The sequence below is a fragment of the Idiomarina sp. D18 genome (assembly GCF_057748155.1).
This window is the reverse complement of sequence record NZ_CM173240.1, coordinates 535,100-553,071: the sequence shown is the minus strand read 5'-3', so window position 1 is coordinate 553,071 and position 17,972 is coordinate 535,100. Positions and strand designations below refer to the sequence as shown.

Genomic DNA, 17,972 nt, shown 5'->3' with positions numbered 1-17,972 from the left:
ATAGCAATTACGATTTACATTTCTAATTATAAAAACCGATTAAACTGCTCGCTTAAGTTGTTCACGTAATGTTTTGATATCATCACGTAATTGTGCCGCCTTCTCAAACTCAAGATTTTGAGCTGCTTCGTACATTTCTTTTTCTTTTGCTTCGATTTCTTTAATCACCGCATTCGTATCTTTGATCATCACGGTGCGTGGATCATAACCTGACGCCACCTCGGCAACGGCTTTCGCCGCACGGTTTTTACGGTTTGCACCGCCCTGCCCTAAGTCCATCACGTCGGTGACTTTCTTATTCAATTTTTGCGGTGTGATGCCATGCTCTTTGTTAAATGCAATTTGCTTTTCACGACGACGATCCGTCTCTTCAATCGCGCGTTGCATCGAACCGGTAATCCGATCGCCATAAAGAATCGCCTTACCATTCACGTTACGTGCTGCACGACCAATGGTCTGAATCAAAGAACGATCAGAGCGTAAGAAGCCCTCTTTATCAGCATCAAGAATGGCGACTAGGGAAACTTCCGGCATATCAAGACCTTCTCGCAGCAAGTTAATGCCGACTAACACATCAAACTCACCGAGTCGCAAGTCGCGAATAATCTCCATTCGTTCGACCGTATCAATGTCTGAGTGAAGATAGCGTACACGGATGCCGTGCTCATCGAGGTAGTCACTTAAGTCTTCGGCCATCTTTTTGGTCAATGTTGTCGCAAGTACACGTTCTTCTTTTTCCACACGCAAACGGACTTCAGACATTAAATCATCGACCTGCGTCGCTACTGGCCGCACTTCAATAATGGGATCCACTAAACCTGTGGGTCGCACGACCTGCTCAACCACCTCGCCACTACTACGTTCAAGCTCATATTTCCCAGGTGTTGCAGAAACATAAACTGTTTGTGGTGCGATAGCCTCGAATTCATCAAACTTTAACGGTCGGTTATCCAACGCACTCGGCAGTCGAAAGCCATACTCCACCAGATTTTCCTTTCGTGAGCGGTCCCCCTTATACATAGCGCCGACCTGCGATACCGTCACATGAGACTCATCAATGATAAGCAGCGCGTCATCAGGTAAGTAATCCATCAAGGTGGGTGGTGGCTCGCCCGGAGCACGTCCAGACAGATAACGTGAATAGTTTTCGATACCGGAGCAATAGCCAAGCTCCAACATCATTTCAATATCAAACTGAGTGCGCTGATTAATACGTTGCTCTTCAAGCAGTTTATTTTGTTTCAGCAGCACATCTCGACGATCTTTCAACTCATCTTTGATCTTCTCAATCGCTTCAACCAAGACTTCACGAGGTGTCACATAGTGTGTTTTCGGATAAATGGTGGCACGTGCGACATCTGCTTCGGTGACCTGCCCGGTGAGCGGCTCGAAAAAACTGATGCGATCCACCTCGTTATCAAATAGCTCAACGCGCACTGCAAGCTCTTCCGATTCAGCCGGAAAGATGTCAATGACCTCACCACGTACACGATAGGTGCCCCGCTCGAAGGCCGCATCGTTACGCTTATACTGTAGCTGCGCCAAGCGCCGCAAAATATCGCGCTGGTCAATAATATCGCCACGACGCACATGCAGCATCATCTTCATATATGATTCGGGATCACCCAAACCATAAATCGCCGAAACCGAAGCCACCAACACAACATCACGGCGCTCCATCAACGCTTTTGTCGCTGACAGACGCATTTGTTCAATGTGGTCGTTTATCGATGCATCTTTTTCAATAAAAGTATCAGTGGTGGGCACATAGGCTTCGGGCTGATAATAATCGTAATAGGACACGAAATATTCGACAGCATTATTAGGAAAGAATTCTTTCATCTCACCATAGAGCTGTGCTGCCAACGTTTTATTGTGAGCGAGGATAAGCGTCGGGCGTTGCGACTGCTCAATCACGTTAGCCATGGTAAACGTCTTACCCGAGCCTGTGACGCCGAGTAAAGTTTGATGGGCAAGACCCGCGTCTAAATTCTCTAGAATTTTTTCAATCGCCGCAGGCTGATCACCTGCAGGCTGGTAACTCGATATTAATTCAAATGCTTTACTCACCAACCCTCCTCAACGCTCGCGTAAACCATATATAAGCGATAGCCGCTGTGATGATATTAGCCACCACACCGCCAATAAATAAGCCGTGTAGGTCCGCTAGTAGACTACCTAAGTAGGACAAGGGTACGAAAAAAACAAATAAGCGGATGACACTTAAGCCGAGCGCACGCATGGGTTTATGAATGGCATTAAAACTCGAGTTCGAGAGAATGATCCAACCCTGGAAGCCATAACCGATGGGCATTATGTAGATAAACAATTCAACGATACGCGCCACTTCTTGCTCTTTCGCAAATGCCATCGCAATCCACGGTGCCGTTATTGCCATTACCGCATAGATAACCAGTTGAATGGCAAATACCGCTTTTAAGGCTTTGCTATAGGCCTCTCGTACCCGATCAACTCGGTTGGCACCAAAGTTTTGGCTAATCAACGGCGGCAAAGACATGGATAGCGCCAGAATAATGATACTCGCCAGCGACTCGAGTCGAGTGCCAACGCCAAATGCCGCCACTGCCGCCGCACCATAAGATGCAATAATAGCCGTCATGACCGACATCGCGAGCGGAGTCAGAATGTTGGCGCCTGCCGCTGGCAGACCAATTTTCAGAATAGCCCGAGCAGCATCGACCCATTCGCGAAACAACCCGCGTGTCGTTTCGATACGTACCCGAATAAGCTGCTTACGATTAAGTAACCAGAACACCAGAACCACACCACTCAACCAAGAAATCACGCTCGCTAAAGCGGCTCCCTCAATACCCATCGCAGGGATCGGTCCCCAACCAAAAATAAGGATCGGATCAAAAATGGCATTCGCCAAACCGCCCGAGGCCATAATCAATGAGGGTGTTCGTGTGTCGCCCGATGCTCGCAATACCGCATTGCCGACCATTGGCGTGACCAACATGACGCTGCCCGCAAACCATAGCGTCATGTATTCACGGATCAGCGGCAGTAAACGTTGTTGTGCTTGCAGGAGGGTAAAAATACTGTCCATGAAAATATAGCCAACGGCTGACAGCATCAGAACAAGTAAAGCGGAAACCGAGAGTGCAGCAAAACCATCGAAATGAGCTTCTTGGGGTTTATCCCGACCGTACTTACGCGCGATAACAGCGGATGTACCAATACCCAAGCCGATGGTGAGGCTAACAACCGTAAAGGTGATTGGAAAGGTAAAGCTGACGGCAGCAAGTGGGTCAGTACCTAACAGACTAATAAAGAAAGTATCTACGACATTAAAACTTATCAGCGTAGCGACACCAAAGATAACGGGCCACGTCATTTCCCATAGCGTTTTTCCAACCGGCGCGTTGATAAGACTTCGAGATGCGTCGGTTGTAGCCATGAAAATACCTCCTGTTGAATTAACCTCATTAGTGTACAGCAAACATCTATTGTTTGGCTATGTTGATAGACTTTAACGCGACCGATCCGTATAGTAGAGAGCTGTTTACATAAGCAAAATCGGAAGGAATACGTAGTGGACTATCAGCTCTCAAAGCGCGTTAATTCTATCCAACCTTCTCCTACGCTGGCAGTAACGCAAAAAGCCAACGAATTAAGAAGCGCGGGTAAAGATGTGATTGGTTTAGGTGTGGGTGAACCCGACTTTGATACACCCGATTTTGTCAAACAAGCTGCTATTAAAGCCATCGAAGACGGCAAAACCAAGTACACTGCGGTTGATGGTATTGTCGAACTTAAACAAGCAGTTTCCGATAAGTTTAAACGTGATAACCAGTTGGAATACGGTCTTGATGAAATCATCGTCTCGGCAGGCGGTAAACACAGCATTTTTAATTTACTGAGTGCTTGGCTCAACCCGGGTGATGAAGTGGTGATACCGGCGCCTTACTGGGTTTCTTATCCAGATATGGTAAAGCTGGTTGAAGCAGAGCCCGTGATCGTCCATACCGATTTAGAGCAGCGGTTTAAAATCACTCCTGAGCAATTGCGCGACTCATTAACCGAAAAAACCCGTTTAATGTTTATCAACAGTCCATCTAACCCGAGTGGTACAGCCTACTCAGCAGAGGAACTACGCGCACTTGCTGATGTACTGGTTGATTTCCCAAATGTGCTGATCGCGACAGATGATATGTATGAGCATATTTTGTGGGATCGTAGCCAATTCGCTAATATTGTGATGGTTGCGCCTGAATTACGCGACCGCACAGTTATCTTATCCGGTGTTTCGAAAGCCTACGCAATGACCGGCTGGCGTATTGGTTATGCAGCAGGTCCAGCACCTATCATTGCGGCGATGAAAAAGATTCAGTCTCAGAGCACGTCAAATCCAGCCAGCATTAGCCAACATGCGGCAGTAGCCGCTTTAAATGGCGACCAAAGCTGCATCGATACAATGGTCAGTGCGTTTAAGGAGCGCCACGATTACTTGGTGAGTGCACTTAACGAGATAGAGGGTATTGAGTGCGTAAAAGGTGATGGCACCTTCTACACTTTCGCGCGTATCCAAAACCTAATTGAAAAAGCAGGTGTTGCAAACGATGTTGAGTTGTGTGAAAAACTGCTGACCGAAGCTAATGTCGCATTAGTGCCCGGTTCAGCCTTTGGCACTGAAGGCTACTGTCGACTCTCATTTGCAACAAGCCTCGATACACTAAAAAAAGCGGTCGCTCGCATCAATCAATTTGTCAAAGCATTAAAATAAAACATCTATTTATCAGCATTAGAGCCCTATTAGCGTACTAATAGGGCTTTTTTTATATTTTCACCTAAGAAATAAGGCGCGATCCCGCTCTCAAAATCGAGAAACACAAAAGACATTTTTATTACAACAACCCCACTTTTATATGCTTATTTATTACAAAAAAATCAATTTGATGGCTTGACAAATGGGACCTGAAAGCCTTCGACAGACGCTTAAAGCGTGCCTAAAAATCACCCAAATTAAATAAGAAATACACAAGTTGCTGATTCTTCGGGCAATCTTGGGTGCTCACTCAGTCAATTCAGCCATGTTTTTGTTTTGTTTTTATAAGGCATTGTTTTTATTAGATTTTTAATGATTTATGCATTTTCTGAACAATCGCTAACCTTAGCTGAAAACCGCACTAAACGTACTATTTCACATACTTAAACACAGGGTTATCCACAGAATCCGTGGATAAGATCCTGTAGGCTTTAACTGATGCGGATTTCAGCGGTATGTGGATATCCTCAGCGAGCAACAATTTATAACATAAGGCATAACTGGCTTTATGACAGGTACTTGACATTTACATGGACAGCCTTTAGCACACAGTTTTTGGTATAAGGCTACAAAATATACACTCGCACAAGATTTAAGCAGTTAAATGAAAAAACAATAAAAATACCGCATCATTAGTTGACAGGCGCCGCATAGGTCTTTAATATTCGACGCCGTTAAGACGTGTTCCCCAGTAGCTCAGTTGGTTAGAGCGGTGGACTGTTAATCCATGTGTCGTTGGTTCGAATCCAACCTGGGGAGCCAACACGTTTTAATCCTACAATTTGTTCCCCAGTAGCTCAGTTGGTTAGAGCGGTGGACTGTTAATCCATGTGTCGTTGGTTCGAATCCAACCTGGGGAGCCAATCTCAAGCTTCCAAAGTTGTTATCCCCAAAGCGCCGTCAATCTAGTTTTTTCGTTTTCCTGTGCACCCGATTTTATCCATTGCGCGATATTGTCTGCCATATTTGGCCATTCACAATTGAGGGCTGCGCGTTGATGGCCCGCTAACCATGCACGCACATTATCCTCTGAAATTTCATGCATTACGTAAGCAAGCTGACTGTCAGCTAAAAGCTTGCTATTCCAGTGTTGCTCGAACTGACCTCGCAAAGGTTTAACAGCAAACTGTTTATCGCTCTGAAGTGCCTCACACGTGGTTTCAAATCCGGCATTAGCTAATACATACTCCGCAGTTTCGAACTGACATTTAAAGCCCTCACGCGACGGAGGGAAACCCAAAATATGAGGCGCATCTAGGTTGTCCGTTTGCTTTATGCTTGGATGAAAAACTGAAAATTGATACGACTTTAATGGTATGAGGGCATCTACGACTTGCTCTAGATTTTCAAATGGCAAGTAAACCAATACATGACGCTCACTGAGCTCAGTCTCAGATTGCTGTTCACGTACAATCGGTGGAATGCAATTGTCCAATGGTTGCCAATGCATACCCAGCCACCGTGAAGCCGGCGCAAAATAGTCGATGAGGCCGCGCTGAAGCAGACTAAGCTTCGAGTATAGCGAAGGCTCTTTGAATGCGTACTGACGCCCAATGCCAATACACGGCTTGTGTGCCAGCCGCGCAGCCCATGCAGTTACGGGTTCATAATCGGTTAGAATTAAATCATAAGTCGACAGATCGAGCGCTTTTACATCTGACCAAAACTGTTTAAATGAATTTTGTCGATAGGTATTGAAGTAATCAACCCGACCATTCTGAGTCGCAAAGCTCAGACCTTGCCGCCATTGATACTCACCGAAAGCACTCATATCGAATAGCGAGCTTGGCGCTCGTCCAGATATGAGGTAATCAACATCAACCGAGTAGTGATTCAACCACCTTGATAACGTGTGACAACGGCTTAAATGACCATTGCCGGTTCCTTGAACACCGAACAAAATACGCATATTCGACCTTAAAGTGCAAAGTAGATAAGAAAGAAGGTTTCGACAAAAGCAATGCCAAGCAAGGCGCCGACACAGACATCCGACACGTAGTGTGCTCCCACTACGACGCGGGAAACTCCGACAGCACATGCCCACGGCAAAAGACACAGTGCGAAAACGGGGTAGTAGTAAGAGAGACAGGTCACGAAGATAAAGGCGGCGCAAGTATGACCCGAAGGAAAGCTAAACTCATCCTGAGCGACAAACAGTTTTTTAGAAGCCATTAAAGTCGTTGGTCGTGCCCGTTTGAACTTGTTTTTTAGCCACCAATAAAGCGGACGCTCGAATAAAAAAATAGCCGCACATGCGATAAAGAAGGCTTGTCCATCGGCACTGTGTAAAACAAATACTAATCCAGCGAAAAAGTACCAGTAACCGTCCCCCGAACGCGAAAAACATTGCGCAACAGCGGCAATCCAACGATGTTGATTTAAACGATGAATACGAGTGAACCAGCTTAAATCGACTCGTAACGCGGTTTCTTGCAATGCTGTTAACCAGACCATGACAATGCCCCCGTTTATTGGCTTGCCCGTTACATTGCGCTAACAAAATGACAGTCACGCGTCAGTTACGTTAAATAACAGTGACAAAATTCGACGAATCTTGTCCGTTCTATTGACCTCTGTCTGTTGTTTATCAATGTCAAAACACCGATAATAGGCGCCGGTTTAAATCACGTGTGGAAGAATTGAATGACGGATTACTTGCTGCTGCTTATAGGCACCGTACTGGTCAACAATTTTGTATTGGTAAAGTTTTTGGGACTTTGCCCATTCATGGGCGTATCTAACAAGCTAGATACGGCGATTGGCATGTCGGCGGCAACCACATTTGTACTAACCTTAGCATCGGTATGCAGCTACTTAGTGAATCAGTACTTACTCGAGCCCTTAGGGTTGATGGCATTACAAACCTTAAGTTTTATTTTGGTTATCGCGGTGGTGGTACAATTTACTGAAATGGTGGTGCATAAAACAAGTCCTACACTCTATCGCCTGTTGGGTATTTTTCTGCCGCTTATTACCACCAACTGTGCGGTTCTAGGTGTTGCACTTCTGAATATCAATGAACAACATAATTTCGTACAGTCAATCGTTTATGGCTTTGGCGCGGCAGTCGGTTTTTCACTCGTTTTAATTCTATTTTCTGGCATTCGCGAGCGCTTGGCTGCGGCCGATGTACCGAAAGCTTTTAAAGGCTCAGCGATTGCGATGATAACAGCGGGCTTAATGTCACTCGCGTTTATGGGCTTTAGCGGATTGGTGACCCAATAATGAGTTTTGTAGTTGGTTTAATCGCTATCGGTGCGCTTGCGCTGATATTTGGCTTAATCCTCGGTTTCGCAGCTATCAAGTTTAAGGTAGAAAGCGACCCTATCGTTGATCAAATCGATGAGATCCTGCCGCAAACTCAGTGTGGACAATGTGGCTATCCGGGCTGTCGTCCTTATGCAGAGGCGATTGCTAATGGCGACGAGATCAACAAGTGCCCGCCTGGCGGTGAAGCTACGATAAAAAAACTCGCGGACCTGATGGGTGTGGAAGCCAAGCCTCTCGACGCAGCGCATGGTGAAGAGAGTGTCAAAAAAGTCGCCATCATTCGCGAGGATGAGTGTATTGGTTGCACGAAATGCATTCAAGCCTGCCCGGTAGACGCCATTTTAGGTGCCGCAAAACAAATGCATACCGTTATTGAGCATGAATGTACCGGCTGTGATTTATGTGTTGAGCCCTGCCCTGTCGATTGCATTGATATGGTAGAAATCAAAGCTAAACCCGAAACCTGGCAGTGGAATCTCGATAGCGTGAAACAGAATATCCACAAAGCCGATACCATTCCCGTCAAACTGGTGGAGTAAGACGATGCAAGACATCAAGCAGTTCGTTGAGTCAGGTCAAATTGCACGCTTTCCCGGCGGTATACATCCACCAGAGCGCAAACAACCCGCGAGTGAGCAGCCGTTGCGCCGAGTTCCTTATGCTGATGAGCTTATTCTTCCGTTACGTCAACATATCGGCTTATCGGGTCAGTGCACCGTGCGCGTGGGAGAACGTGTACTAAAAGGTCAAGCATTAACTGATGCGGCATTGCATCAAGGCCTGCCACTGCACGCACCCACTTCAGGCACGGTAAAAGCGATTGAACAACGACCTATGTCGCATGCTTCAGGTCTCCCAGAACAAGCTATTGTCATTACACCGGATGGCGAAGATAAGTGGCGAGAACGTCAGCCTTTGCCCGATTATCAGCAACGTGATAAAGCCGAGTTATTAGATATTATTCAGGCAGCCGGAGTTGCAGGGTTAGGAGGAGCGGGCTTCCCTACTTCACAAAAGCTCGCCCAGCAAAAACCGGTCAGTTATCTAATCATTAATGGCGTTGAGTGCGAACCCTATATTTGCGCCGACGATCGCTTAATGCGCGAACATGCTAGAGATATTGTGCTCGGTATGCGAATTCTAGCTTACATCACGGGTACCGATAAAACGTTGCTCGCGATTGAGGATAACAAACCAGAAGCTATCGACAGTATGCGCGCCGCTATAGCGGAATATGATGATATTGAGCTTCGCATCGTGCCGACGAAGTATCCATCAGGAGGAGAGAAGCAACTTATCCAACTGCTCACTGGCCACGAAGTGCCGAGCAAACAACTCCCTATTGAGATGGGTATTATCATGCAAAACGTGGGGACTGCATTTGCTGTAAAAGAGGCGGTAATTGACGATAAGCCGTTAATCGAGCGTGTGGTAACCCTGACAGGTGAATGTATTGAGCAACCAGGCAACGTCTGGTCACCATTAGGAACGCCTGTTGATGCCCTGCTTGAATACGCTGGTTTTAAGCCAGAGCAACAACAGCGAGTTATTATGGGCGGTCCCATGATGGGCTTCACGTTGCCAATTACCGCAGTGCCCGTCATCAAAACCACTAACTGTATTCTCGTGCCGAGTACCCGAGAACTGCCACCACCGGGCGATGAAATGGCGTGTATCCGTTGTGGAGCCTGCGCAGAGGTATGCCCTGCCACTCTTCAACCGCAGCAATTGCAATGGTTGGCAAAAGCCAAAGATTATCCAGCACTCGAAGAAAATAATCTGTTTGATTGTATTGAGTGCGGTGCATGTGCATTTGTTTGTCCAAGTGAAATACCACTTGTGCATTACTACCGTCAGGCAAAATCTCAGATGCGTAACCAAGCGCGCGAACAAGCAAAAGCTGAACTCGCGAAAAAACGTTTCGAAGCGCGTCAAGCGCGTTTAGAGCGTGAAAAAGAAGAACGTTTAGAGCGTCACCGAAAGGCCGCCGAAGCGCGTAAGCAAATGCAGCAACAACAGGCCCAAGAAGCATCTGAACAGCCGTCGGACAACGACGGTAAGTCATCAGCGGTTGCTGCCGCCATTGCTCGTGCGAAAGCCAAAAAAGCAGCGCAAGAGGACGGTAGCTCGACCCCGGCTCAACCTACAGACGCTGAATCCAAGCAAAAGTCGAAGAAATCAGCAGCAGTAGCCGCAGCTATCGAACGTGCTAAGGCAAAGAAAGCGGCCCAGCAAACGGCTCGTGAAAGCGATGTTGAAGCCGAAAGCCCAGCCACTGAACAGCAACGCCCAGCACAAGATAAATCAGCAGCGGTCGCGGCGGCTATTGCTCGCGCTAAAAAGAAAAAGCAAGCACGCGAACAGCAAACATCAGACGATCGAGCCAGCCAAAGCCCTGATCAGGAGGATAAACAATAATGAGCTTTAAAGTGGCCGCCGCTCCGCATGGGCATAGCCAAAAAAAGACGAACCAAGTAATGGCCTGGGTGGTGTTCGCGCTTATTCCTGGCGTGATTATCCAATCATACTTTTTTGGTTGGGGCGTTTGGTTTCAGATTTTGATCGCCGTCACTGTCGCGTACCTATCTGAATCTATTTGTGTTTGGGCGCGTGAACGTAGCGCGCGTCAGGCATTGCGAGATAACACCGCATTGGTGACAGCGGTTTTATTAGCCATTAGCATCCCTCCCTTGGCGCCTTGGTGGATTATTGTAATCGGGACGCTATTTTCGATCGTCGTCGTAAAGCAAGTTTATGGAGGCATGGGACAAAACATATTTAACCCTGCAATGGCGGGCTACGTGTTGTTACTCATTTCTTTTCCTGTCCAAATGACACACTGGCTACCCGCAGCTCCTATTGCCCCCTACGATTTAGGACTGTGGCAAACACTACACACTATTATTTTTGAGTACACACCCACCGGGTACGATGTTGAACAACTACGCACTACCGTTGATGGTATGTCGATGGCGACCCCACTTGACGGTGTTAAAACCGCGCTCGATCAAGGCAAGATCTTAACCGAGGCATATCAGCAACCCATGCTAGGTAGTTTAGCGGGTATTGGCTGGCAATGGCTTAATTTGGGTTTTCTGCTAGGCGGCATTATCTTACTGCAACAACGCATCATCCGTTGGCATATCCCTGTTGGCTTTCTAGCGGGTCTACTTGTACCAAGCTTTTTGGCACACATGTTCGCTCCCAGCATTATATCAGGACCTATCTTTCATGCGCTGAGCGGCGCGACGATGCTGGGTGCGTTTTTTATCGCTACGGATCCAGTCTCGGCAGCAACATCGGATCGCGGGCGGTTATTATTTGGCTTACTCATCGGTTTATTGATATGGGTGATTAGAACTTGGGGCGGTTATCCCGATGCAGTGGCTTTCGCAGTGCTACTGGCGAACCTGTGTGTTCCCATTATTGACCGTTATACTCGCCCAACTGTTTACGGACATCACTCAGGAGCGAAACATGACGCTGAATAGCATGCAGAAAAACGGCTTGTTACTGGGGTTGTTTGCTTTAGTATCGACTGCGTTGGTGCTTGGTGTGGAAGCCGTCACAGAAGATGCCATTGCGGAGCAAAAGCGCACGCAAACACTCGCTTCGCTGAATGAAATCATCCCTCCTGAGCTTCACGACAATGACCTCTATCACTCCTGCGGCCTGTTGTCAGATAACGCACTGAGTGAGCAGCCTGTTCCAATTTACCGCGGTTACCTGAATGGTAAACCCAGCGCTTTAGCTGCTGAGGCCGTAGCTCCTAACGGATACTCAGGAAAAATCCGCTTACTGGTTGCCATCAAACCTGATGGTGAAGTGTTGGGTGTACGAACACTACAACACCAAGAGACGCCGGGCTTGGGTGATAAGATCGAAAAACAAAAGAGTGACTGGATACGATCATTTGCGGGCAAACGCTTGACAGGTGAGGATGACGAACGATGGGCGGTGCAACGAGATGGTGGTATGTTCGATCAATTTACGGGCGCAACGATAACGCCACGCGCAGTAGTGGGTGCAGTAAAATCCGCCACTTGGTATTTACAGCAAAACAGTACCCAACTGTTCCAAGACTCGTTACCGCAATGCAATTCAGCTTCACAAGGTGAATCCCATGAGTGAGTTTAAAACACTGACTAAACAGGGTTTGTGGGAAAATAACCCGGCTTTAGTTCAACTTTTAGGTTTATGCCCGCTACTTGCCGTCACCGCCTCTGTGACCAACGCCTTAGGACTCGGCTTAGCTACGCTATTTGTTTTAATGGGCTCAAACATTACAGTTTCACTGGTTCGCCAATGGGTGCCTCAGGAAATACGTATTCCTGTTTTCGTTATGGTAATAGCCACCTTTGTTACCATTATCCAGTTATTGATGAATGCCTACGTCTATCAGCTTTACCAAACGCTTGGCATTTTCATTCCATTAATCGTAACCAACTGCGCTATCATCGGCCGCGCAGAGGCTTATGCATCCAAAAATAAATGGCACCATGCGGCTATCGATGGCCTGATGATGGGGCTGGGTTTTGCTGCCGTGTTAGTCGTCTTAGGCGGAATACGCGAAGTGCTCGGCAATGGCACGCTATTTGATGGCGCTGAACTATTGCTAGGCGAGTGGGCCAAGCAATTGCGTATCGAACTGTTTAGTCTTGATTATCCATTGCTGTTGGCGATTTTACCTCCAGGTGCTTTCATTGGTATGGGCTTCATTATTGCGATAAAAAACCGTATTGACGCAAAGCGCGCGCAAATCCAATCCTCTGAGAAAACAGTTACACGCGCACGCGTGACAGCCGAAAGCTAATTGATATGAATAAAGATAAACGTTATCAAATTTTAAGTCGTTTGCGTGACAACAATCCTAACCCAACCACTGAGTTAGAGTATGAGTCGCCTTTCCAACTGCTAATTGCCGTATTGTTATCAGCTCAAGCAACCGATGTGGGCGTCAATAAAGCCACACGTAAACTTTTCCCGGCGGCACCTACGGCAGAGACCATGTTAGCGCTTGGCGTAGATGGTATTAAAGAATATATCAAAACCATCGGCCTATTTAATTCAAAAGCAGAAAACGCTTATAAAACCTGTAAGATACTAGTTGAACAATACGATGGCGAAGTCCCAGAAAGCCGAGAAGCTTTGGAAGCTCTACCCGGTGTTGGACGTAAAACGGCTAACGTAGTGCTTAATACAGCATTTGGCTGGCCGACTATTGCTGTAGATACGCATATCTTTAGAGTCTCTAATCGCACTAAACTGGCTCCCGGCAAGAACGTCAATGAGGTTGAACAGAAGCTAATTAAAGTCGTGCCCAAAGAGTTTAAAGTGGATGTCCATCACTGGCTTATTCTACACGGGCGCTACACCTGCGTTGCGCGCAAACCGCGCTGCGGTAGCTGTGTTATTGAAGACCTTTGCGAGTTTAAAGAAAAAACCAGCGATTGATGCAACTATAGCTCAACGTCTGAGGATTTATTTAACTGCACGATAACTCGGCGGTTCTTCTGGCGGCCTATTTCATTATCATTATGGTCGATCGGACGATCCTCGCCGTGAGCGACCGTTTGAATGCGATCCGCTTTTATACCCCGTTCGACAAAAAAAGATTTAATAGCATTGGCGCGTTGCTCTGTTAGCGTCTGATTCGGCTCACGAGCGCCTAGCGAATCCGTGTAGGAATCTATTAATACTAACTTCAAGTCGGCATCTACTTTCAAGTAGTCGCTGATTTGTTTTAGCTTCCGCCGCGAAGGCGCGGTTAGCTCATCACTATCCGCTTTATGGTTCAGTACGGTATATGCAATATCCTCGAATGAGAAAGGCAATAACGCATTAATACAACCTTTAAATGCGTCGTATGCACTGCGAAAGTTCACTGCTGAAATTGCCACAGCAACTTGATCTTTTGGGTTATACCAGTCTTGGTACAAAAATGTTGGGTAACGACCCTTATCGAGTTCAGACAGCAACGTCCATGCTGCTTGCTTTTTAAGCTCGCCATTAAATTGCTTATATAGGTCCATGCTACCAATAGAGTAGCTGTTTTGTCCCGGCTGCCACTGCGGAGGAACCGATTCGATACGTGCCACACTGTAGTTGTCGGGAAGCTGGTTCATATCGAAGGTCATGGTTAAATTGAGTTGCTTACTCGCTTCGCTATGAAACTGTACTTTGCCGAAGCGAGGAATGACGTGCTCCAACTCACAGTTAAGCTGCGTGTTGTTGGCCATATACCAAAGTGAATTATCCAAGTTTGCGCTGTAGTATCTGACCGCGTTTGCTTCTGCGAACGAACTGATACTGACCAACGCGCTACCCAGCACGATTAACGCTGATAGCCGAGTCGTATTATTCACCTGCACACGCACCTCCTTTAATGACTTGTCTTTTATATCGGTCGTGTTGCAATAACCTTTAACCAAATCACAAGCAAAAACGCCCGCTCTTTGGCATAATGGGCATTAGCAATTTAGCAGATACAGGTAATTTCATGTCAGGTTCCGAAGACTCTCTTATGAAGCAACGTTTTCGCGGCTACTTACCCGTAGTCATCGACGTCGAAACGGCGGGCTTTAATGCCTCGACCGATGCCTTGTTAGAGATCGCTGCCGTCATACTGAATTTTGATGAACATGGACAGCTTAAGCCGGTCGAAAGCCATCAGTTTCATGTCGAGCCATTTGAAGGCGCCAATATTGAACAAGCAGCAATTGAATTCAATGGTATCGATCCGCATTCGGAATTACGCGGCGCACTCCCCGAAGACGAGGTACTTAAAGCCTTATTCAAACCGATTCGAAAGGCACAAAAAGCGGCTGGCTGTCAGCGCTCTGTGTTGGTTGGACATAACTCGAATTTTGATCATAGCTTCCTGATGCGAGCAGCTGAACGAGCTAACATTAAGCGCAATCCGTTTCACCCCTTTGTTAGCTTTGACACGACATCTTTAGCGGCGTTGACGTTAGGACAAACTGTACTTATCAAAGCGTGCAAAGCCGCAGGTATCGAGTTTGATCAAAAGCAAGCGCACTCAGCGCTGTATGACACCGAAAAGACAGCCGAACTGTTTTGTTGGATGGTCAACAAATGGAAGGCACTAGGCGGTTGGCCACTCGCTGACTAAAAGCAAAAAAAAAACGCGCCATTTGGCGCGTTTTTTAAGAGTCACTGAAAACTAATATTACAGCTTGTCAGCGTTCTTAGAAAGGTATGCTGCTACGCCTTCAGCGTTTTCCTTCATACCTTCTTTACCTTCTTCCCAACCTGCAGGGCAAACTTCACCGTGTTTCTGGTTAAAGTTCAAAGCATCGACCATACGCAACATCTCGTCAATGTTACGGCCCAATGGTAGGTCGTTAACGACTTGGTGACGCACAACGCCATCTTCATCGATTAAGAACGAACCACGGAATGCAACGCCCGCTTCTGGGTGTTCAACATCGTATGCTTTACAAATGCTGTGACGAACGTCTGCAACAAGTGGGTACTTAACTTGGCCAATACCGCCATCTTCAGTTGCAGTGTTGCGCCATGCGCTGTGAGTGAATTGTGAATCGATTGAGACACCAATTACTTCAACGCCGCGCTTTTTGAACTCGTCCAAACGCTTATCAAATGCGATAAGCTCAGAAGGACATACGAATGTAAAGTCCAGCGGGTAGAAGAACAAGACGGCTTTCTTGCCTTTGATCGCATCAGAAAATTTAAAATCTTCAACGATTTCGCCAGAGCCCATTACCGCTGCTGCGGTAAAGTCAGGTGCTTTACGTCCTACTAAAACTGCCATTGATACTCTCCGTCTTTAGTGAATGTTGGGCTGCCACTTAGCAACCTAAATTAAAAGCTTTTATAAATATGGGGTTCAACCGTAAAAGATCAACCCCAAACGCCGATTATTGCGCGTCGCTTTCAGGCTGAGGATGACGCGCTGCCACCTCGGTAATCAATTCCTGTAACTCGCCTTTTTGGAACATCTCAACGATGATGTCACAACCACCGATGAGCTCGCCCTCAACCCAGAGTTGTGGGAATGTCGGCCAGTCTGCGTATTTAGGCAATTCAGCACGAATATCAGGGTTTTGTAATATATCGACATAAGCGAACGCTTGACCACAACCCATGAGTGCTTGTGAGGCCTGTGAAGAAAAGCCACAGCTCGGCAACTTAGGTGAGCCCTTCATATAAAGAAGGATGGGGTTTTCTTCAATCTGCTGTTTAATCTTGTCGATGGTTTCCATGTCACCTCAAATCACTGTTTACGAATGGAATGGTTGATAAAAATACTCAAGTATTTTAACACATGCAACCCCCGATTGCTCTCTTTGGGTGCTTTACAGCCAGCTGTGGAAATAATAAAAACTTATACTTGAAAAGAGAACCAGTCACCCCTATATATCGTATGAATAACAACAACAGCTTGCACATTCATTTTGTGTAAGACGCTATTTGCACTAAAAACTATGGAGAGAGATTATGGCATTTGAACTTCCCGCTCTTCCTTATGAGAAGAACGCACTCGAGCCGCACATTTCAGAAGAGACACTCGAATACCATTATGGCAAGCACCATGCGACTTACGTAAGCAAGCTAAATGATGCAGTTAAAGGCACCGATTTAGAAAGCAAATCGCTTGAAGACATCATCAAGTCTGAGAAAGGTGGTTTGTTTAACAACGCCGCTCAAGTATGGAACCACACGTTCTACTGGAATTGCTTGAGCCCCAATGGTGGCGGCGCTCCTAGCGGTGCTATCGCAGACGCGATCAACGATAAATGGGGTTCTTTCGAGAAGTTCCAAGAAGAGTTTAACGCGAGCGCGGCGGGCAACTTCGGCTCAGGTTGGACATGGCTGGTTAAGAAGTCTGATGGCTCTGTCGATATCATGAACACGGATGACGCTGACACCCCAGTTGCACACGACGGCGTAACGCCACTACTAACTGTTGATGTGTGGGAACACGCTTATTACATCGACTATCGCAATTCACGTCCTAATTACTTAGAAGCTTTCTGGAAGCTCCTCAACTGGGATTTCGTGAACAAAAACTTTGCGTAATATAGCTAAGTTGCTTATCAAAAAAGCCAGCATATGCTGGCTTTTTTTATGTCTATTTAACCCGTTTCGAAAAAAACGATTGCCTCAATCGACTAAGTTGGACGGGATATCCCCACGCAAGCTATGCCAAATTTCTGCTGATTCATAACCATAGCGACGAACCAAGTTTACTGATTCATTGTAATCGCCCTGCTTCGCCACGCTATTAAGGTTGTAATAGTAATCACGAGCCAACTGGCGAGCCTCTGGCGAAGAGAAATAAAATTGGCCAATACGCGAATATAAACCTTTAAAGCCGTTAAGCACTAGCACATAGATGGGGTTACCCGACGCCATCGCAAGATCATGATTTAACTGATAATCAAAGTCTGCGAAACGCTCGGCATCGTCAGCAAGCTCATCATTCTTAGACAATAGCTCAACTACCTTTTCAGGGTTGTGACGGATCGCAGCTCGAATATAAATCGCGCTAATATTAGTGCGAGCCGACAACAATTGGTCGACCAGTTCTGGCATACCATCTTCGTCTAAACGAGCTAGCGTCTCTAAAATATTAAGCCCAGACGTCTCCCAGAAGTTATTCACCTTGGTTGGCTTGCCATGCTGGATTGTAAGCCAACCATCTCGCGCTAAGCGCTGTAATACTTCCCGTAGCGTCGTACGAGTCACACCAATGAGCTCGGACAGTTCACGCTCTGCAGGAAGGATCGTACCTGGAGCAAAATGACCGTTCCAGATTGATTTAACGATATATTCCTCGGCAAAACCTGCCGGACTCTTTGCTTTAATGATCATTGTTACGCCTGTTTCATTATCAATCGTGTGATTCTACCAGTGTTATATGAGGTCG

The 17,972-nt window shown here is 46.7% G+C and carries 18 protein-coding genes and 2 tRNA genes; 12 read left to right on the top strand and 8 right to left on the bottom strand.

Annotated features, from left to right (window positions below):
• Positions 1 to 39 precede the first annotated feature (39 nt).
• Both uvrB and AC3AP5_RS02630 read right to left on the bottom strand, forming a co-directional pair.
• Positions 40 to 2,070: an excinuclease ABC subunit UvrB gene (uvrB, locus tag AC3AP5_RS02635; RefSeq protein WP_487326958.1), complete on the bottom strand. Its 2,031-nt coding sequence runs from the start codon at positions 2,068 to 2,070 to the stop codon at positions 40 to 42.
• Complete coding sequence (locus AC3AP5_RS02630) at positions 2,063 to 3,421, bottom strand: MATE family efflux transporter (RefSeq protein WP_487326957.1); 1,359 nt, start codon at positions 3,419 to 3,421, stop codon at positions 2,063 to 2,065. Before AC3AP5_RS02630 ends, uvrB begins: the two co-directional genes overlap by 8 nt.
• A gap of 135 nt (positions 3,422 to 3,556) precedes the next feature.
• On the opposite strand from AC3AP5_RS02630, the gene AC3AP5_RS02625 reads away from it, so the two are divergent.
• The 3 genes from AC3AP5_RS02625 to AC3AP5_RS02615 all read left to right on the top strand — a co-directional run bounded on the left by AC3AP5_RS02625 (position 3,557) and on the right by AC3AP5_RS02615 (position 5,652).
• Positions 3,557 to 4,747, top strand: a complete 1,191-nt coding sequence (locus AC3AP5_RS02625) for a pyridoxal phosphate-dependent aminotransferase (RefSeq protein WP_272977333.1) — start codon at positions 3,557 to 3,559, stop codon at positions 4,745 to 4,747.
• Between the two features lie 727 nt (positions 4,748 to 5,474).
• Positions 5,475 to 5,551, top strand: a tRNA-Asn gene (locus AC3AP5_RS02620).
• Between the two features lie 24 nt (positions 5,552 to 5,575).
• Positions 5,576 to 5,652: transfer RNA gene (locus tag AC3AP5_RS02615), tRNA-Asn, on the top strand.
• A 20-nt stretch (positions 5,653 to 5,672) separates the two neighbouring features.
• On the opposite strand, the gene AC3AP5_RS02610 is transcribed toward AC3AP5_RS02615, so the two are convergent.
• Positions 5,673 to 6,698: a glycosyltransferase family protein gene (locus tag AC3AP5_RS02610; protein WP_487326956.1), complete on the bottom strand. Its 1,026-nt coding sequence runs from the start codon at positions 6,696 to 6,698 to the stop codon at positions 5,673 to 5,675.
• Positions 6,699 to 6,706: 8 nt separating this feature from the next.
• Entirely contained in the window at positions 6,707 to 7,243 is a 537-nt protein-coding gene (locus tag AC3AP5_RS02605) for a phosphatase PAP2 family protein (protein ID WP_487326955.1), read from the bottom strand.
• A 189-nt stretch (positions 7,244 to 7,432) separates the two neighbouring features.
• Here AC3AP5_RS02605 and rsxA point away from each other — a divergent pair, with 189 nt between their 5' ends.
• From rsxA to nth, 7 genes are read left to right on the top strand one after another with little or no spacing between them, the layout of a single operon-like run.
• Entirely contained in the window at positions 7,433 to 8,014 is a 582-nt protein-coding gene (gene rsxA, locus AC3AP5_RS02600) for an electron transport complex subunit RsxA (RefSeq protein WP_006956531.1), read from the top strand.
• A complete protein-coding gene (gene rsxB, locus AC3AP5_RS02595) occupies positions 8,014 to 8,598 on the top strand; it encodes an electron transport complex subunit RsxB (RefSeq protein ID WP_006956532.1) in 585 nt (194 codons plus the stop codon). The genes rsxA and rsxB overlap by 1 nt, the downstream gene beginning before the upstream one ends.
• Positions 8,599 to 8,602: 4 nt before the next feature.
• Positions 8,603 to 10,477, top strand: coding sequence for an electron transport complex subunit RsxC (gene rsxC / locus AC3AP5_RS02590; RefSeq protein WP_006956533.1), 1,875 nt, complete (start codon positions 8,603 to 8,605; stop codon positions 10,475 to 10,477).
• Complete coding sequence (rsxD, locus tag AC3AP5_RS02585) at positions 10,477 to 11,550, top strand: electron transport complex subunit RsxD (RefSeq protein WP_487326954.1); 1,074 nt, start codon at positions 10,477 to 10,479, stop codon at positions 11,548 to 11,550. The genes rsxC and rsxD overlap by 1 nt, the downstream gene beginning before the upstream one ends.
• Positions 11,537 to 12,190, top strand: coding sequence for an electron transport complex subunit RsxG (gene rsxG, locus AC3AP5_RS02580; RefSeq protein WP_006956535.1), 654 nt, complete (start codon positions 11,537 to 11,539; stop codon positions 12,188 to 12,190). The genes rsxD and rsxG overlap by 14 nt, the downstream gene beginning before the upstream one ends.
• Entirely contained in the window at positions 12,183 to 12,872 is a 690-nt protein-coding gene (locus AC3AP5_RS02575; RefSeq protein WP_286681983.1) for an electron transport complex subunit E, read from the top strand. Before rsxG ends, AC3AP5_RS02575 begins: the two co-directional genes overlap by 8 nt.
• A gap of 5 nt (positions 12,873 to 12,877) precedes the next feature.
• Complete coding sequence (gene nth, locus AC3AP5_RS02570) at positions 12,878 to 13,513, top strand: endonuclease III (protein ID WP_006956537.1); 636 nt, start codon at positions 12,878 to 12,880, stop codon at positions 13,511 to 13,513.
• 5 nt (positions 13,514 to 13,518) lie between these two features.
• On the opposite strand, the gene AC3AP5_RS02565 is transcribed toward nth, so the two are convergent.
• Positions 13,519 to 14,430 carry a flagellar protein MotY gene (locus AC3AP5_RS02565; RefSeq protein WP_487326953.1) on the bottom strand — a complete coding sequence of 304 codons (912 nt, stop codon included), beginning with the start codon at positions 14,428 to 14,430 and terminating at the stop codon, positions 13,519 to 13,521.
• Between the two features lie 128 nt (positions 14,431 to 14,558).
• On the opposite strand from AC3AP5_RS02565, the gene rnt reads away from it, so the two are divergent.
• The gene (rnt, locus tag AC3AP5_RS02560) at positions 14,559 to 15,191 is read left to right on the top strand and encodes a ribonuclease T (RefSeq protein ID WP_040488155.1); all 633 of its coding nucleotides are present in this window, start codon (positions 14,559 to 14,561) and stop codon (positions 15,189 to 15,191) included.
• 57 nt (positions 15,192 to 15,248) lie between these two features.
• Here the strand turns inward: rnt and AC3AP5_RS02555 are convergent, their stop codons facing one another.
• Together AC3AP5_RS02555 and AC3AP5_RS02550 are read right to left on the bottom strand one after the other, a co-directional pair.
• Complete coding sequence (locus tag AC3AP5_RS02555) at positions 15,249 to 15,854, bottom strand: peroxiredoxin (RefSeq protein WP_006956540.1); 606 nt, start codon at positions 15,852 to 15,854, stop codon at positions 15,249 to 15,251.
• 106 nt (positions 15,855 to 15,960) lie between these two features.
• Entirely contained in the window at positions 15,961 to 16,305 is a 345-nt protein-coding gene (locus AC3AP5_RS02550) for a Grx4 family monothiol glutaredoxin (protein WP_272977324.1), read from the bottom strand.
• Between the two features lie 235 nt (positions 16,306 to 16,540).
• On the opposite strand from AC3AP5_RS02550, the gene AC3AP5_RS02545 reads away from it, so the two are divergent.
• Positions 16,541 to 17,122: a superoxide dismutase gene (locus tag AC3AP5_RS02545; RefSeq protein WP_272977323.1), complete on the top strand. Its 582-nt coding sequence runs from the start codon at positions 16,541 to 16,543 to the stop codon at positions 17,120 to 17,122.
• Between the two features lie 84 nt (positions 17,123 to 17,206).
• Here the strand turns inward: AC3AP5_RS02545 and fadR are convergent, their stop codons facing one another.
• Positions 17,207 to 17,917 (bottom strand): fatty acid metabolism transcriptional regulator FadR, encoded by a 711-nt coding sequence (gene fadR, locus AC3AP5_RS02540; protein ID WP_272977322.1) that lies wholly within the window; start codon positions 17,915 to 17,917, stop codon positions 17,207 to 17,209.
• Positions 17,918 to 17,972 lie beyond the last annotated feature (55 nt).

Coding starts and splice junctions, on each gene's coding strand:
- AC3AP5_RS02545 (WP_272977323.1), top strand. CDS start 16,541: ATGGCATTTGAACTTCCCGCTCTTCCTTATGAGAAGAACGCACTCGAG.
- rsxB (WP_006956532.1), top strand. CDS start 8,014: ATGAGTTTTGTAGTTGGTTTAATCGCTATCGGTGCGCTTGCGCTGATA.
- rsxA (WP_006956531.1), top strand. CDS start 7,433: ATGACGGATTACTTGCTGCTGCTTATAGGCACCGTACTGGTCAACAAT.
- rsxD (WP_487326954.1), top strand. CDS start 10,477: ATGAGCTTTAAAGTGGCCGCCGCTCCGCATGGGCATAGCCAAAAAAAG.
- nth (WP_006956537.1), top strand. CDS start 12,878: ATGAATAAAGATAAACGTTATCAAATTTTAAGTCGTTTGCGTGACAAC.
- rsxC (WP_006956533.1), top strand. CDS start 8,603: ATGCAAGACATCAAGCAGTTCGTTGAGTCAGGTCAAATTGCACGCTTT.
- AC3AP5_RS02610 (WP_487326956.1), bottom strand. CDS start 6,698: ATGCGTATTTTGTTCGGTGTTCAAGGAACCGGCAATGGTCATTTAAGC.
- AC3AP5_RS02550 (WP_272977324.1), bottom strand. CDS start 16,305: ATGGAAACCATCGACAAGATTAAACAGCAGATTGAAGAAAACCCCATC.
- fadR (WP_272977322.1), bottom strand. CDS start 17,917: ATGATCATTAAAGCAAAGAGTCCGGCAGGTTTTGCCGAGGAATATATC.
- AC3AP5_RS02575 (WP_286681983.1), top strand. CDS start 12,183: ATGAGTGAGTTTAAAACACTGACTAAACAGGGTTTGTGGGAAAATAAC.
- AC3AP5_RS02555 (WP_006956540.1), bottom strand. CDS start 15,854: ATGGCAGTTTTAGTAGGACGTAAAGCACCTGACTTTACCGCAGCAGCG.
- rsxG (WP_006956535.1), top strand. CDS start 11,537: ATGACGCTGAATAGCATGCAGAAAAACGGCTTGTTACTGGGGTTGTTT.
- AC3AP5_RS02630 (WP_487326957.1), bottom strand. CDS start 3,421: ATGGCTACAACCGACGCATCTCGAAGTCTTATCAACGCGCCGGTTGGA.
- rnt (WP_040488155.1), top strand. CDS start 14,559: ATGTCAGGTTCCGAAGACTCTCTTATGAAGCAACGTTTTCGCGGCTAC.
- AC3AP5_RS02605 (WP_487326955.1), bottom strand. CDS start 7,243: ATGGTCTGGTTAACAGCATTGCAAGAAACCGCGTTACGAGTCGATTTA.